General features: G+C 68.9%; 12 protein-coding genes. 7 read left to right on the top strand and 5 right to left on the bottom strand.

All coding sequences use genetic code 11. From position 1 onward, the window contains the following. Window position 1: 1 nt before the first annotated feature. Both ABD768_RS01135 and ABD768_RS01140 read right to left on the bottom strand, forming a co-directional pair. Window positions 2-661 carry an MBL fold metallo-hydrolase gene (locus ABD768_RS01135; protein ID WP_343972445.1) on the bottom strand — a complete coding sequence of 220 codons (660 nt, stop codon included), beginning with the start codon at window positions 659-661 and terminating at the stop codon, window positions 2-4. A gap of 14 nt (window positions 662-675) precedes the next feature. After that, window positions 676-1,377 carry a maleylpyruvate isomerase family mycothiol-dependent enzyme gene (locus ABD768_RS01140; protein WP_343972442.1) on the bottom strand — a complete coding sequence of 234 codons (702 nt, stop codon included), beginning with the start codon at window positions 1,375-1,377 and terminating at the stop codon, window positions 676-678. A gap of 127 nt (window positions 1,378-1,504) precedes the next feature. Here ABD768_RS01140 and uvrA point away from each other — a divergent pair, with 127 nt between their 5' ends. Both uvrA and ABD768_RS01150 read left to right on the top strand, forming a co-directional pair. Continuing rightward, entirely contained in the window at window positions 1,505-4,561 is a 3,057-nt protein-coding gene (gene uvrA / locus ABD768_RS01145; RefSeq protein ID WP_343972439.1) for an excinuclease ABC subunit UvrA, read from the top strand. 261 nt (window positions 4,562-4,822) lie between these two features. Further along, a complete protein-coding gene (locus ABD768_RS01150) occupies window positions 4,823-5,341 on the top strand; it encodes a Rieske (2Fe-2S) protein (protein ID WP_343972437.1) in 519 nt (172 codons plus the stop codon). 417 nt (window positions 5,342-5,758) lie between these two features. Here ABD768_RS01150 and ABD768_RS01155 read toward each other — a convergent pair whose 3' ends face one another. Then, complete coding sequence (locus ABD768_RS01155) at window positions 5,759-7,129, bottom strand: S8 family peptidase (RefSeq protein WP_344836344.1); 1,371 nt, start codon at window positions 7,127-7,129, stop codon at window positions 5,759-5,761. 198 nt (window positions 7,130-7,327) lie between these two features. On the opposite strand from ABD768_RS01155, the gene uvrC reads away from it, so the two are divergent. Genes uvrC through ABD768_RS01170 form a run of 3 tightly spaced genes read left to right on the top strand, consistent with a single transcriptional unit; the run spans window position 7,328 to window position 11,166 of the window. After that, entirely contained in the window at window positions 7,328-9,355 is a 2,028-nt protein-coding gene (uvrC, locus tag ABD768_RS01160; protein WP_343972431.1) for an excinuclease ABC subunit UvrC, read from the top strand. Window positions 9,356-9,361: 6 nt separating this feature from the next. Next, window positions 9,362-10,228: an RNase adapter RapZ gene (rapZ, locus tag ABD768_RS01165; RefSeq protein ID WP_343972427.1), complete on the top strand. Its 867-nt coding sequence runs from the start codon at window positions 9,362-9,364 to the stop codon at window positions 10,226-10,228. Further along, complete coding sequence (locus ABD768_RS01170; protein WP_343972424.1) at window positions 10,225-11,166, top strand: gluconeogenesis factor YvcK family protein; 942 nt, start codon at window positions 10,225-10,227, stop codon at window positions 11,164-11,166. The genes rapZ and ABD768_RS01170 overlap by 4 nt, the downstream gene beginning before the upstream one ends. Here ABD768_RS01170 and ABD768_RS01175 read toward each other — a convergent pair. Beyond that, window positions 11,163-11,984 (bottom strand): hypothetical protein, encoded by an 822-nt coding sequence (locus ABD768_RS01175; RefSeq protein WP_344836349.1) that lies wholly within the window; start codon window positions 11,982-11,984, stop codon window positions 11,163-11,165. The genes ABD768_RS01170 and ABD768_RS01175 overlap by 4 nt on opposite strands. Beyond that, a complete protein-coding gene (locus tag ABD768_RS01180) occupies window positions 11,981-12,490 on the bottom strand; it encodes a SigE family RNA polymerase sigma factor (RefSeq protein ID WP_344836352.1) in 510 nt (169 codons plus the stop codon). The genes ABD768_RS01175 and ABD768_RS01180 overlap by 4 nt, the downstream gene beginning before the upstream one ends. Window positions 12,491-12,661: 171 nt before the next feature. On the opposite strand from ABD768_RS01180, the gene whiA reads away from it, so the two are divergent. Further along, window positions 12,662-13,645, top strand: coding sequence for a DNA-binding protein WhiA (gene whiA / locus ABD768_RS01185; RefSeq protein ID WP_020384835.1), 984 nt, complete (start codon window positions 12,662-12,664; stop codon window positions 13,643-13,645). 187 nt (window positions 13,646-13,832) lie between these two features. After that, window positions 13,833-15,362, top strand: a complete 1,530-nt coding sequence (locus ABD768_RS01190; protein WP_344836357.1) for a M4 family metallopeptidase — start codon at window positions 13,833-13,835, stop codon at window positions 15,360-15,362. Window positions 15,363-15,473 lie beyond the last annotated feature (111 nt).

Genomic DNA, 15,473 nt, shown 5'->3' on the forward strand with positions numbered 1-15,473 from the left:
ATCACCAGCCGCGAGCGCGCCATTCGCCGAGGTGGGGGCGTTCGGTGCCGAGGGTGGTGTCGGCGCCGTGGCCGGGGTAGACCCAGGTTTCGTCGGGGAGGCGGGCGAAGAGTTTGGTCTCGACGTCGTGGAGGAGGGAGTCGAAGTTGGCTTTGACGCCTCTGGTGTTGCCTACGCCGCCGGGGAAGAGGGAGTCGCCGGTGAAGAGGTGCGGGGGACCGGTGGGGTCGTCGTAGAGGAGGGCGATCGAGCCGGGGGTGTGGCCGACCAGCGTGATCACCTCGAGGGTGAGTTCGCCGAAGTGGATGCGGTCGCCGTCGGTGACGGGCTCGTCGGTGGGGACCGGGATGCCTTCGGCGTCGTCTCGGCCGGCGACGGTGGTGGCGTTCGTACGGGCCACCACCTCGGCCAGCGCCTGCCAGTGGTCGCCGTGCTGGTGGGTGGTGATGACACGGCTGATGCCGCCCTCGCCGATCACCTTGAGCAGGGTCTCGGCCTCGTCGGCGGCGTCGATCAGCACCTGCTCGTCGGTGAGCCGGCTGCGCAGCAGGTAGGCGTTGTTGTTGCCCGGACCCACGGCGACCTTGGTGATCATCAGCTTGGCCAGCTCGTGCGTCTGCGCCGGCCCACCGACGTGGACGTTGCCGTGATACTCCGTCATGCGCTCTCCTCGGTTCATCCCCAGGGCGGTGCCTGCGGCACGTCGCCACCCAGCTCACTACCGTCGCTCCGGCCGAGCACCCAGCTCAGCAGAGCGGCGCTGCCACCAGTGAGGATCCTTGCACCGGCCGGGGGCTCAGGCGACACCCAGGGTGAGTCCGTACTCCGCAACGCCACAGCGAACTCACTAGGCCACCTGCTGGTCGTGTAAGTGAGCAGCACGTCGCGGGACCCGACCGGTACGTCTTCGAACGTGTACCCCAGCCCCAGGTCGACGTGATGCACCTCCAGCTCGCACAGCCGTGCCGTCACTACCTGCGTCGCAGCACGGACCGCTCCACTCGGCCACGTCACCTCTGCCGTCCATGCCGCCGCCGGGAGATCCTCGAAGCGCTCCAGCAGCCGCGCCTGCGTGTCGGCGATGTCCTGGGCCTGCTCCCGCACCGGCCGGGCGGCCCCGTCAGCGATGTCCGACTCGCGCGCTTCCACCGACACGTACATTGGTTTACGGACGCCGGTACGGGCCCAGTCGCACAAGTTCACGAGCGCGTCGGCGTTGCGGGCCACATGGCTCAGTACGTGCCCGATGGTCCAGCCGGGCAGCAACGACGGCCGCAGTACTGCGTCGTCCGGTAGTTGGGTAACGGTGTCGAGCAGGCGCCGGCTCGCGGACGGTAACTCGGCGATCAGGCGGCTCGTTGGCTCCGGTGCGACCATGTGGGGACTCTATCGAATATGCTTTCGAAAGCGCCTGCGGAACCGGCGCGGAAGTTTTTGTCGGTGGGCCCGGTTAGCATCACGGACGCCCCTGGAAATCCCTCGAGAACGGCTGAGAGTAGAGCTTGTGTCTGACCGTCTGATCGTGCGTGGAGCGCGTGAGCACAACCTGAAGGACGTCTCGCTCGACCTGCCGCGCGACGCCATGATCGTCTTCACCGGGCTGTCCGGGTCCGGCAAGTCCAGCCTGGCCTTCGACACGATCTTCGCCGAGGGCCAGCGGCGCTACGTCGAGTCGCTGTCCGCCTATGCCCGGCAGTTCCTCGGCCAGATGGACAAACCCGACGTCGACTTCATCGAGGGCCTGTCGCCGGCCGTCTCGATCGACCAGAAGTCGACCTCGAAGAACCCGCGCTCGACCGTCGGCACGATCACCGAGGTGTACGACTACCTCCGGCTGCTGTTCGCCCGGGCCGGCCGCCCGCACTGCCCCGAGTGCGGCGAGCCGATCGCCAAGCAGACCCCGCAGCAGATCGTCGACCGGGTGCTGGAGCTGGACGAGGGCACCCGGTTCCAGGTGCTCGCACCGGTGATCCGCGGCCGCAAGGGGGAGTACCTCGACCTCTTCCGCCAGCTCACCGGCCAGGGCTTCTCCCGGGCCCGGGTCGACGGCGAGACGATCCAGCTGACCGAGCCGCCGAAGCTGGACAAGCAGAAGAAGCACACGATCGACGTCGTGGTCGACCGGCTCGCGGTCAAGGGCAGCGCGAAGCAGCGGCTGACCGACTCGGTGGAGACCGCGCTCGGGCTGTCCGGCGGCATCGTCACGCTCGACTTCGTCGACCTGCCGGAGAAGGACCCGGGCCGGGAGCGCCGGTTCTCCGAGAAGCTCGCCTGCCCCAACGATCACCCCCTCGCGATCGACGAACTGGAGCCCCGCTCCTTCTCCTTCAACTCCCCGTACGGCGCCTGCCCGGTCTGCTCCGGACTCGGCACCCGGATGGAGGTCGATCCCGAGCTGCTCGTCCCGGACCCGTCGAAGTCACTCGACGAGGGCGCAATCCAGCCCTGGGCCGGCGCCAACGTCACGCAGTACTTCGAGCGCCTGCTGAGCGCCCTGGCCAAGGACCTCGGCATCAAGACCAGCACCCCGTTCGCCGAGCTGCCCGCCAAGGCGAAGAAGTCGCTGCTGACCGGCCACGAGACCCAGGTCCACGTCTCGTACAAGAACCGCTACGGCCGCGAGCGGTCGTACAACACGACCTTCGAGGGCGTGATCCCGTACGTCGAGCGCCGGCACGCGGAGGCGTCCAGCGACACCAGCCGGGACCGGTTCGAGGGCTACATGCGCGAGGTGCCCTGCCTGGCCTGCAACGGCGCCCGGCTGAAGCCGATCTCGCTCGCGGTGACGATGGGTGGCAAGAACATCGCCGAGATCGGCGCGATGTCGATCGACGAGGTGCACGACTTCCTGGCCGGCATGGTGCTGTCGCCGCGGGAGATGCAGATCGCCGAGCGGGTGGTGAAGGAGATCGGCGAGCGGCTGCAGTTCCTGCTCGACGTCGGCCTGGACTACCTGGCGCTGAACCGGCCGGCCGGCTCGCTGTCCGGTGGCGAGGCGCAGCGGATCCGGCTCGCGACCCAGATCGGCTCCGGCCTGGTCGGCGTGCTGTACGTGCTCGACGAGCCGTCGATCGGTCTGCACCAGCGCGACAACCGGCGGCTGATCGAGACCCTGGTCCGGCTGAAGAACCTGGGCAACACGCTGATCGTCGTCGAGCACGACGAGGACACCATCGACCACGCCGACTGGGTGGTCGACATCGGCCCGGGCGCCGGTGAGCACGGTGGCCAGGTCGTCGTGTCCGGCACGGTCGAGGACCTGCGCAACCACCCGGACTCGATCACCGGCGCGTACATCTCCGGGCGCCGGGAGATCCCGATCCCGGCTGTCCGGCGGCCGCTGACCGAGGGGCGCGAGCTGAAGGTGTTCGGCGCGCGTGAGCACAACCTCAAGGACATCGACGTGGCGATCCCGCTCGGGGTCTTCGTAGCGGTCACCGGGGTGTCCGGCTCGGGCAAGTCCACGCTGGTCAACGACATCCTCTACACGTCGCTGGCGCGGCAGATCTACGGCGCCAAGACGATCCCGGGCCGGCACACCAAGATCTCCGGGCTCGAGCTGGTCGACAAGGTGATCCACGTCGACCAGTCGCCGATCGGGCGGACGCCGCGGTCCAACCCGGCGACGTACACGGGCGTCTGGGACCACGTCCGCAAGCTGTTCGCGGAGACGCCGGAGGCGAAGGTCCGCGGGTACCAGCAGGGCCGGTTCTCGTTCAACGTCAAGGGCGGCCGCTGCGAGGCCTGCTCGGGTGACGGCACGCTGAAGATCGAGATGAACTTCCTGCCGGACGTCTACGTGCCGTGCGAGGTCTGTCACGGCGCCCGGTACAACCGGGAGACGCTCGAGGTGCACTACAAGGGCAAGACGGTCGCGGACATCCTGGACATGCCGATCGAGGAGGCCGCGGACTTCTTCGCCGCGATCCCGGCGATCGCCCGGCACCTGACCACGCTGAACGAGGTCGGTCTCGGGTACGTCCGGCTCGGTCAGCCGGCGCCGACGCTGTCCGGTGGTGAGGCGCAACGGGTCAAGCTGGCGTCGGAGCTGCAGAAGCGTTCGACCGGGCGGACCGTCTACGTACTGGACGAGCCGACGACGGGTCTGCACTTCGAGGACATCCGCAAGCTGCTCGGCGTGCTGGGCAGCTTGGTGGACAAGGGCAACTCGGTGCTCGTCATCGAGCACAACCTCGACGTCATCAAGACGGCTGACTGGATCGTCGACCTCGGCCCGGACGGCGGTCGCCGCGGCGGCACGCTGGTGGCGGAGGGTACGCCGGAAGAGGTCGCGGCCAACCCGGCGTCGTACACCGGGGAGTTCCTGGCCGAGATCCTGCACGGTCGCGCGGCCAAGCCGAGCGCTAAGAAGGCGGCGCCCGCCCCGGCCCCGAAGAGCACGGCGGTGAAGAAGACGGCCACGGCCAAGAAGTCCGTGGCGAAGAAGACTGCGGTGAAGTCGACGGCGAGGACCGCTGCGGCGAAGACGGCTCCGGTGAAGAGCACGGCAACGAAGAAGGCCGCGCCGGCCAAGAAGGTGGCGGCCCGCAAGCGCGCCTGAGAAGGTGCTGGCAGCCCAGCGCGTCGGCTGACGCGCTGGGGCCTGACTAGTACGTTCAGAACCCCCGCATCCGGGCTGCCCGGGCGGGGGTTCTGTGCGTTATCGGTAAAGGCCGGGTGGGTGGTTGAACCATCTTGGCGACTGATCCGTGTAGCGAAGGTATCGACGACGGCCGTCACCCGGATTTGGTGCGGTCGGCTACAACAGCAAGTAAGCAAGCGTTCAACTACTTTGCCAGCAGGCTCTTGGAGGTCCAGATTCATGAGCGACGACAGAACGGCAGAACTCGCCCGGGCGATCGACACGTTGCGTGACCGGCGGGCGGTGCTCCGCGGCGCTGCGGTGGCCGGTCTCGCCGGTGTCAGCGTGCCGTTGCTCGCCGCGTGCGGTGGCAGCGACGACGCGGGTACGCCGTCCGGCGGCGGCACCACGTCAGCGCCGACCAGCGCACCGACCTCGGCTCCTTCCTCCGGTACGCCGTCCAGCGGCGGCGGGGGATCGGTCCTCGGCCCGACCAGCGATGTGCCGGTGGGGGGAGGCAAGGTGTTCGACAAGATCGTGGTGACCCAGCCGAAGGCCGGTGAGTTCAAGGCGTTCACCGCGGTCTGCACGCACGCCGGCTGTCTGGTCCGCACCGTCGAGAACAACACCATCAACTGCCCCTGCCACGGCAGCAAGTACTCCGCCGAAGACGGCAGCGTCCAGGGCGGCCCGGCCCCGGCACCGCTCGCGGCGGTCCAGGTCACCGTCCAAGGCGGCAACATCCTCGGCCCCGCCTGACCATCCCGGCGAAAGAGACCCACACCCGCTGAGCTTGAACACCCAATGGCGACCTAGGACATGCCGTGCAATGTCCAAACCCCCCAGAAGGTGTTCAAGCCCACCGGAAGCTGGCCAAACCCGCCAGATGCGGGCTCGGACACCTGACGGTGACCTAGGACATGCTGTGCGATGTCCAAACCCGCCGGATGGTGTTCAAGCCCACCGGAAGCTGGCCAAACCCGCCAGATGCGGGCTCGGACACCTGACGGTGACCTGGGACATGCTGTGCGGTGTCCGGGCCCGCCGGATGGTGTTCAAGCCCGCCGGAAGCTGGCCAAACCCGCCAGATGCGGGCTCGGACACCTGACGGTGACCTAGGACATGCTGTGCGATGTCCAAACACGCCGGATGGTGTTCAAGCCCGCCGGATGGTGTTCACGGTCGCGGGAAGGTGTTGACGGCGGCTGGTTGGTGGGTGGCTGGGTCGGGGGGACCGGCGTACAGGAGTTTGTTGGGGGAGCCGGTGCCGGGGTCGGGGAGTTTGTTGGGGGTGGTGGCGCTGAGGAGAGCGGTGGCGACGTCGGCGGGCTTGGCGTCGGGGTGCGCGCTCAGGTAGAGGGCGATGGCGCCGGTGACGTGGGGGGTCGCCATCGACGTGCCGCTCATCTTGGCGGTGGCGTCGGGTGAGGTGATGCCGACCGACTCGATGTCGACGCCGGGGGCGAAGAGGTCGACGCACTTGCCCCAGTTGGAGAAGTTCGCCTTCGCGTCCTTGTCGTCGGTGGCGCCGACCGTGATCGCCGCCGGCGCGTCGGCCGGCGAGTTGTTGCAGGCGTCCGAGGAGTCGTTGCCAGCAGCAACGGCATAGGTGACGCCGGAGTCGATCGACGCCTTGAGGGCCGCGTCCAGGGCGGCGTCGGCGTTGCCGCCGAGGCTCATGTTCGCGACCGCGGGCTTCTTCGCGTTCGCCGTCACCCACTCGATCCCGGCCACGACGGTCTCGGTGGTGCCGGAGCCGTTGCAGTCGAGCACGCGGACGCCGTAGACCTTCGCGCCCTTGGCCAGCCCGAAGTTCGTACCGGCGATGGTGCCGGACACGTGACTGCCGTGGCCCATGCAGTCGACGCCCTTCTGCCCGTCGCCGACGGTGTCGGTGCCGACCGCGGCGCGGCCGCCGAAGTCCTGGTGGGCGGCGTAGATGCCGGTGTCGATCACGTACACGCTGACGTTGTCGGCCGTTGCCGAGGGCTCGTACTTCTGGTCCAGCGGCAGGTCGCGCTGGTCGCTGCGGTCCAGACCCCACGGCGGGTTGTCCTGGTTCGCGCTGAACCGCTGGTTCTGCTGGACGAACGCGACCCGCGAGTCGCGGGCCATCTTCTGCGCCTGCTCCGGCGACATGCTCGCCGAGAAGCCCTTGATCGAGGCGCTGAACTGCCGGCGGACCTTCGCGTCGTACGACGTCGCGAGGTTCTGCGTGGTCACCCGGGTCTCCGCGGCCGAGCGCGCCCCGGACAGCACGACGATGTAGCTGCCCGGAACGGCGGTCGTGCTGTCAGCCCCGCGGACGGCTGAGGTCGAGCGGCCCGCCGCAGTCGCCGACGCCGGCTGGTCCGCTGCGGTCGACCGGGGCGGTGGAGTGGGCGAGGGGTCGTCCAGGGGGATCACGCCGGCCTGGCTGCTGGGCGCGGTGGCGAGCAGGCCGGCCATGGCGAGCGCGACGGCTGCCGTCGTACCAGCAGTGGCCCTGAACCGAGGCCAAGGCCGGGTTCGACGCGAAGACCAGCGCGGTGTTGTCACTGGGGACATGGGCGGAACTCCCTCGAGTCAGCGCGGGCCCGGTTGCCTCACGCACGGATCCTGCACGTCAACCCTGAGTGACAAGCTACGGACCGCGCCCATCCCAACCGCGGATCAAACGACCGCTATGAGACAACCCGCAACACGACCGTCGCCCGATCGCAAGGTGCGGCGTGATCTGTCGGCGCAGCGAACTAGGCTGGGTCGGTGGCTGATCCCTCCTCCTACCGTCCCGCCCCGGGGTCGATTCCCGACTCGCCTGGTGTGTACCGCTTCAGCGACGCCGGCGGGCGGGTGATCTACGTCGGCAAGGCGAAGAACCTGCGCTCCCGGCTGTCGTCGTACTTCCAGGACCTGGTCAACCTGCACCCGCGGACCCAGTCGATGGTGACGTCCGCGGCGAAGGTCGACTGGACCGTGGTGGCCAACGAGGTCGAATCGCTGCAGCTGGAGTACTCCTGGATCAAGGAGTACGACCCGCGCTTCAACGTGAAGTACCGCGACGACAAGTCGTACCCGTGGCTCGCCATCACCCTCAACGAGGAGTACCCGCGGGTGATGGTCGGCCGCGGCCCGAAGAAGAAAGGCGTCCGGTACTTCGGTCCGTACAGCCACGCCTGGGCGATCCGCGAGACCGTCGACCTGCTGCTCCGGGTGTTCCCGATGCGCTCTTGCAGCAAGGGCGTCTTCAACCGGCACCGCCAGATGGGGCGGCCCTGCCTGCTCGGCTACATCGGCAAGTGCGCGGCACCCTGCACCGGCCAGGTCAGCCAGGAGGAGCACCGCAAGATCGTCGAGGACTTCTCCGCGTTCCTCTCCGGTCAGACCGCGACGTACGTGCGCCGGCTGGAGAAGGAGATGAAGGCGGCGGCGGCCGAGCTGGAGTACGAGCGCGCCGCCAAGATCCGCGACGACCTGAGCGCTCTCGACAAGGCGCTGGCCAAGAACGCGGTCGTCCTCGGCGACGGCACGGACACGGACGTGATCGCGCTGTCGGAGGACCCGCTGGAGGTCGCGGTGCAGATCTTCTATGTCCGTGGCGGCCGGATCCGCGGTCAGCGCGGCTGGATCGCGGACAAGGCCGACGGCGACGCGACGACCGCCGACCTGGTCGAGCGGTTCATCCAGCAGCTGTACGCCGGTGACAACGCCGACGCGATCCCGCGCGAGATCCTGGTGCCGACGGAGCCCGCGGGGGAGGAGGCCCTGGTCGAGTGGCTGTCGGAGTTCCGTGGCTCGCGGGTGGCGATCCGGGTGCCACAACGCGGTGACAAGAAGGACCTGATGGCGACCGTCGAGCGCAACGCGCAGCAGACGCTCGCGATGCACAAGACCAAGCGGGCCAGCGATCTGACCACCCGCAACCTCGCGCTGGAGGAGATCCAGGCCGCGCTCGACCTGCCCGAGGTCCCGCTGCGGATGGAGTGCTACGACGTCTCCAACCTGCAGGGCACCGAGGTGGTCGCCTCGATGGTGGTCTTCGAGGACGGGCTGCCGCGCAAGAGCGAGTACCGCCGGTTCGTGATCAAGGGCGTCGACGGCCAGAACGACGTCGCCTCGATCGCCGAGGTGCTGACGCGGCGGTTCAAGCGGATGCTGGAGGACCGGGCCGGGATCCCCGAGGGGGAGGACCCGACGGCGTACCTGATCGACCCGGACACCGGAAGGGCGAAGAAGTTCGCCTACACGCCGAGCCTGGTGGTCGTCGACGGCGGCCCGCCGCAGGTCGCGGCCGCCCGGCAGGCGATGGACGAGCTCGGCCTCGGCGACATCCCGGTCTGCGGCCTGGCCAAGCGGCTCGAGGAGGTCTGGCTGCCCGACGACGAGGACCCGGTCATCTTCTCCCGTACGTCCGAAGGCCTGTACCTGTTGCAGCGGCTGCGCGACGAGGCGCACCGGTTCGCGATCACCCATCACCGCAATCGCCGGTCCAAGTCGATGGTCGAGAGCGTGCTCGACGAGGTCACCGGGCTGGGCGAAGTACGGCGCAAGACGTTGCTCAAGCATTTCGGGTCGCTGAAGAAGTTGCGCCAGGCCACCGTCGACGAGGTCGCCGAACTGCCCGGTTTCGGGCGCCGGACGGCCGAGTCGGTGGTACTGGCAGTGAACTCCGCGGCAACGAAGGCCGACACTTCCCGGGCACCGTCGGTCAACACCGCGACGGGCGAGATACTGGACGACGACGGGCCGGAGCTCACCGGCCTGCGCCACGGGGACCCGAACGGGGAGAACTGAGAACTGATGGACGAGTCGAGCGGCAATCTCATCATCGTGTCCGGAATGTCCGGCGCGGGACGGAGCTCGGTCGCGGACGTGCTGGAGGACCTCGGCTGGTTCGTGGTCGACAACCTGCCACCGATGTTCCTGACCACGATCGTCGAGCAGATCGTCGGCACCGGCGCCTCGCCGCGGCTGGCGATCGTGGTGGATGTGCGGACCGGGATGTTCTTCGACGAGCTGGGCTCGGCGATCCAGGACCTGCGGACCAAGGGCTACCGGCCGGTGACGCTGTTCCTGGAGGCCTCCGACGACGTGATCGTGCGCCGGCAGGAGAGCGTCCGGCGGCCGCACCCGCTGCAGGGTGAGGGCCGGCTGCTGACCGGGATCCAGCGCGAGCGCGAGCTGCTCGGCGACATCCGGGCCGGCGCCGACATGGTGATCGACACCTCGAACCTGAACATCCACCAGCTCGCCGCGAAGATCGTGAACGCCTTCGGCGACGAGGACAACGCCGAGCTGCGGGCCACCGTGGTGTCGTTCGGCTTCAAGTACGGGATCCCGGTCGACGCCGACGTGGTGGCCGACATGCGGTTCATCCCGAACCCGTACTGGCAGCCCGACCTGCGCCCGATGACGGGCCAGGACAAGCCTGTGTCAGACTTCGTGCTCGGTCATCCGCTGGCCCAGCAGTTCCTGCAGAACTATGTGGACGTGCTGGACACGCTGCGGACCGGTTATCTGAACGAGGGCAAGCGATTCGTCACGGTCGCGATCGGCTGCACCGGCGGCAAGCACCGGAGCGTCGCGATGGCCGAGGAGATCGGCAAACGGCTGCGCGAGAAGGGCTCACCGACGTTGGTAGTGCACCGGGATCTGGGGCGGGAGTGACGCGAGCTCCACGGGTAGTCGCATTGGGTGGCGGGCACGGGCTCGCCGCCTCGCTGTCCGCACTGCGTCAGGTCACCGACCAGCTCACCGCCGTTGTCACGGTCGCCGACAACGGCGGTTCGTCGGGCCGGCTGCGCAAGGAGCTCGGCGTACTGCCACCCGGTGACCTGCGGATGGCGCTGGCCGCGCTGTGCCGCGACGACGAGTGGGGCCGCACGTGGGCCGACGTCCTGCAGCATCGATTCCGTAGCGACGGCGAGCTGCACGACCACGCGGTCGGCAACCTGCTGATCGTCGCGTTGTGGGAGCTCCTCGGCGAGGCGGTCGACGGCCTGGACTGGGTGGCGAGACTGCTCGGCGCCCAGGGCCGGGTGCTGCCGATGTCCGCCGTACCGCTGGACATCACCGCCCGGGTGATCGGACTGGACCCCGCCCACCCCGAGGCGATCACCGAGATCCGTGGCCAGGCCGAGGTCGCCACCACCCCGGGCCATGTCGTCGACGTGGCGCTGGACCCGGCCGACCCGCCCGCTTGCCCAGAAGCCCTGGTTGCCATCGCCGAGGCCGACTGGGTCGTCGTCGGCCCCGGTTCCTGGTTCACCTCGGTCATCCCGAACTTGCTCGTCCCGGCTCTGTCGCGCGGTCTCCAGGACACGAGCGCCCGCCGGCTGCTCACCCTCAACCTCGGCGAGCAGAAGGGCGAGACCGACGGCTTCTCCCCAGAGACGCATCTCGAGGTACTGGCCGCCCATGCTCCGGACCTCCGGATCGACGTGGTGCTGGCCGACGAGGAGCACGTGCCCGACCCCGGATCCTTGGCCCGTACGGCGGAATCGCTCGGCGCGGAGCTGATCGTCGCCGACATCGCCGACGACGAGCGCCACCTGCATCACGCCCCGGACAAACTGGCCAAGGTCTACCGCGAGATCTTCGGTTAGCCCACCGGAACGGCGCCCCCGGTGTCCTCGAAGACGATCTTGCCGGCGGCGTCGTAACCCGTGACCTTGCCTGACACCGGTAGCCCGCCGGGTTGCTTCTCGATGCCCCAGGTGGCGAAGCCGGGGGTGACGAGGGCCTCCCTCGGGCTGCCGGTCACCGGCCTGCCGACCACCCGGACCACCGACTCGGGCACCCTGCTCCAGGTCATCGAGATCTTGCGGCTCTTGGTGTCGGCCTCCGGGGCCGGGGGCAGCGAAGGCTGGCTCGCCAGCGTCGTCCGCCGGTAGCTGTCGTCGCCTCCGCTGGGGGACTTGCCCTTCAGCTGGCACGTTACGGCGATCGTGCGATCGGGGGAGAGGATGACGGCCTGGAACCCGTCACCCATGCCGGTCTTGAGCGGAACGCTCCACTTGCTGTTGATCGGTCCGGCCTTGTCCCCGGAAGGTGGCATGTGCTCACGCCATGTCTTGTCGCTTGGGCCGCACCGCGTGATGATCTCGGCGTCGGCCAGCGGACTGACCGACGGCGGTGGCTCGATCAGCTTGCCGCTGACGGGGTCGACGAGCTTGCCGGTCGTGACGTCCACCCGGAAGGTCTGCCCGCTGCTCCCCGCGGGCTGAGTGGCGTCGGGGCGGTCGGCCACCCAGGTACTGACTCCGGCGACCACGGCGGCCGTCGTGAGTGCGGCTGCGGTTGCGGTGGCGAGTCTCCGGGTGCGGGTGGTTCGACGGCCGCGGCGGACGATGTCGTCGACGGAGTGACGGAGCGGGCGGCCGGTGTCGTCGGCGGCCTCGGTGAGAAGGTCTTCGATTCTCATGACGGGATCCTTTCGAGGCTGACGAGGAGTTCGCGCAGCTGCGCGAGGCCACGGGCGGTCTGGCTCTTGACCGTCCCGGGGCTGATGCCGAGGACCTGGGCCGACTCCTCGATGCTGAGGTCGGCGTAGTGCCGGAGTACGACGCATGCCCGCTGGCCTGCTGGGATCTGGGCCAGCGCGGCGACCACCAGCTGCCGGGTGTCGATCGTGCCGACGGGGTCGGGCTGTGGCCGCCGCGGCTCGCCCGGCTCGGCAGTCGCTTTTTCGCGCCGCCAGGGCCGTTTGGCCTGGTCGAGCACGGCCGAGACGACGACCTTGTGGGCATAGGTGTTGAGGCCGTGCTCACGGTTGAGCTCGGGCCAGCGGCGGTAGATCCGGACCAGGGCGTCCTGGGCGGCGTCCTCGGCCCGGTGCCAGTCACCGCACATCAGGTACGCCGTACGCCGCAGCCTGCCGATACTCGCCTCCGCGAACTCGGTGAACTCCGGTTCGTCACGTCTTCGCATGCAGAGCTCCTCTCATTTCGGGAGGGGTAACGACAGGACCGGCACGAAAGGTTGCCGCAACGCGTAACACCAGCCACTTCTGACAGTTGGACCACAGGTGACCATCCACATCCATCCGAGCGGAGCGAGGATGGGGCGAGGGTCTTTGACAGGAGTGGGAGGATTCACTACATGGCGATGACAGCACAGGTGAAGTCCGAGCTGACCAGTATCCAGGTCACCAAACCCTGTTGCCGCAAGGCCGAGGTGTCGTCCGTGCTGCGGTTCGCGGGCGGTCTGCACATCGTGTCCGGCCGGATCGTGGTGGAGGCGGAGCTCGACAGCGGGGCGGCCGCGCGGCGGTTGCGCAAGGACATCGCGGAGATCTTCGGGCACCCGTCGGACGTGGTGGTGATCTCGCCGTCGGGAATCAGGAAGCAGACCAAGTACGTCGTCCGCGTGGTCCGCGACGGCGATGCGCTGGCGCGGCAGACAGGACTTGTGGACAACCGTGGCCGGCCGGTGCGGGGTCTACCCCCGGCGGTGGTCTCCGGGGCGTCCTGCGACGCCGTGGCGGCTTGGCGGGGTGCGTTCCTGGCGCACGGGTCGCTGACCGAGCCTGGGCGGTCTTCGTCGCTCGAGGTGACGTGCCCTGGTCCGGAGGCTGCGCTGGCTCTCGTCGGGGCTGCACGACGGCTGGGGATCGGTTCGAAGGCGCGTGAGGTCCGCAACGTCGACCGCGTGGTGATCCGTGACGGTGACGCCATCGGCGCCCTGTTGACGCGGCTCGGCGCGCACGAGTCGGTACTGGCCTGGGAAGAGCGCCGGATGCGCCGCGAGGTGCGTGCGACCGCCAACCGGCTGGCCAACTTCGACGACGCGAACCTGCGCCGTTCGGCGCGGGCTGCCGTCGCGGCCGGTGCTCGGGTCGAGCGCGCGCTCGAGATCCTCGGCGACGACGTACCGGACCACCTGCAGGTGGCGGGCAAGCTGCGGCTCGAGCACAAGCAGGCCAGCCTCGAAGAGCTCGGCCAGCTGCACGAGCCCGCGCTGACCAAGGACGCGGTCGCCGGTCGTATCCGTCGCCTGCTGGCGATGGCCGACAAGCGAGCCGCCGATCTCGGCATCCCGAACACCGAGGCCAATCTGACCCCGGACATGCTCGACCCGGCTTAGGACGCCCTAACCCTCCGCGGAGCGCGGAGGGCTGAAGGATTTCCCCTGGATTCCGCGCGTTTCCGGGCTTTTGTCCGCCCGATCGGTTCCGCTGAGCCATCGGCTCGGCGCATTGTGTGCGTGCCCATTCCACGGTAGGGGCCAGACCGGCTCCTCCCGTGGTTTCCGCCCCTGAGGGAGCACACACATGAAGCGCAGTTTCCGCGCGGGCCTGGCAGTTGCGGCGATCGCCGCCGTCGCCGGCCTGACAAACATCAGCGGTGTCCAAGCAGCGACGCCGACCGCCGACAAGGCCCCTTCGCCGCTCGGCGCGGCGCAGGCCAACGCGGCCAAGCTCGGCCTCGGCGGCCCGGCCGATCTCAAGGCCCGCGATGTCGTCGTCGACGCCGACGGTTCGAGCCATGTCCGCTTCGACCGCAGCTACCAGGGACTGCCCGTGGTCGGTGGCGACTTCGTCGTCCACCAGACCAAGGCGGGTGCCGTCCGGTCCACCTCGGGTGGCGCCGGTGTGCTGAACCTGTCCGTCAAGCCGGCCGTGGCCGCCTCGACCGCGCTGGCCGCCGCCAAGCAGAAGGCCGGCAAGCAGCAGCTCGTCGTGTTCGTCACCGACGCCGGCCAGTCCCGGCTGGCGTACAAGGTGACCAGCACCGGTCGCAAGGCCGACGGACAGCCGACCGGGACCGAGACCTACGTCGACGCCCAGAACGGCAAGGTCCTCGACAGCTGGAGCACCGTTCAGGACGACCTGGGCAGCGGCGCCGGCCTGTACGTCGGTACGGTCGGCCTGGACACCACGCACGGGACCAGCAGCTACTCGATGGTGGACCCGGTCCGCGGTGGCAACGCGACGTACAACGCCGGTGTGCTGTTCACCGACGCCGACAACGTCTGGGGGACCGGTTCGAACAGCAACGCGCAGTCGGCCGGCGTCGACGCGCACTACGGCATCGCCAAGACGTGGGACTACTACAAGAACGTGCACGGCCGGAACGGCATCGCCAACGACGGGGTGGGCGCGAAGTCCTACGTCCACGACGGCGCCTACGTGAACGCGTCCTGGAGCGACTCCTGCTTCTGCATGAAGTACGGCGACGGCGACCCGAGCCAGGGGATCGGCCCGCTCGTCGAGCTGGACATCGCCGGTCACGAGATGAGCCACGGCGTCACCAGCCGGTCCGCGAACCTGCGCTACAGCGGTGAGTCCGGCGGCCTGAACGAGTCGACCTCCGACATCTTCGGTACCGCGGTCGAGTGGTACGCCGCGAACGCCTCCGACACTCCGGACTACGTCCTGGGTGAGGAGATCTTCACGGACTACAACCCGGCGACGAACTACATCCGGCGGCTCGACAAGCCGTCGCTGGACGGTGCCAGCGCCGACTTCTGGTCCAAGAGCGTCGGCCGGCTGAACGTGCACTACTCGTCGGGCGTCGGGAACCACTGGTTCTACCTGCTGTCCGAGGGCAGCGGCGCCAAGACGATCAACGGGGTCGCGTACAACAGCCCGACCGCGAACGGCGTCACGGTGACCGGCATCGGCATCAGCAAGGCCGAGAAGATCTGGTACCGCGCGCTCACCACCTACCTGACCTCCCGGTCGGACTACAAGGCGGCCCGGGCCGCCAGTCTGTCCGCGGCCACCGACCTGTACGGCGCCGGGAGCACCGAGGTCTTGGCGGTCGGCAAGGCCTGGAGCGCGGTGAACGTCGTCAGCTGACGCGGTCGACGAGCGGTGACGAACCGATGGCCCTCGGGAGAAGTCCCGGGGGCCATCGGATGTTCTCAGTGGTCTGCTCGGAAGGCTACCGGGGAGTCACGGTGGTTATAT

Origin of the sequence: Kribbella ginsengisoli (assembly GCF_039537185.1) — a bacterium.
In the GTDB taxonomy this organism is placed as follows: Bacteria; Actinomycetota; Actinomycetes; order Propionibacteriales; family Kribbellaceae; genus Kribbella; species Kribbella koreensis.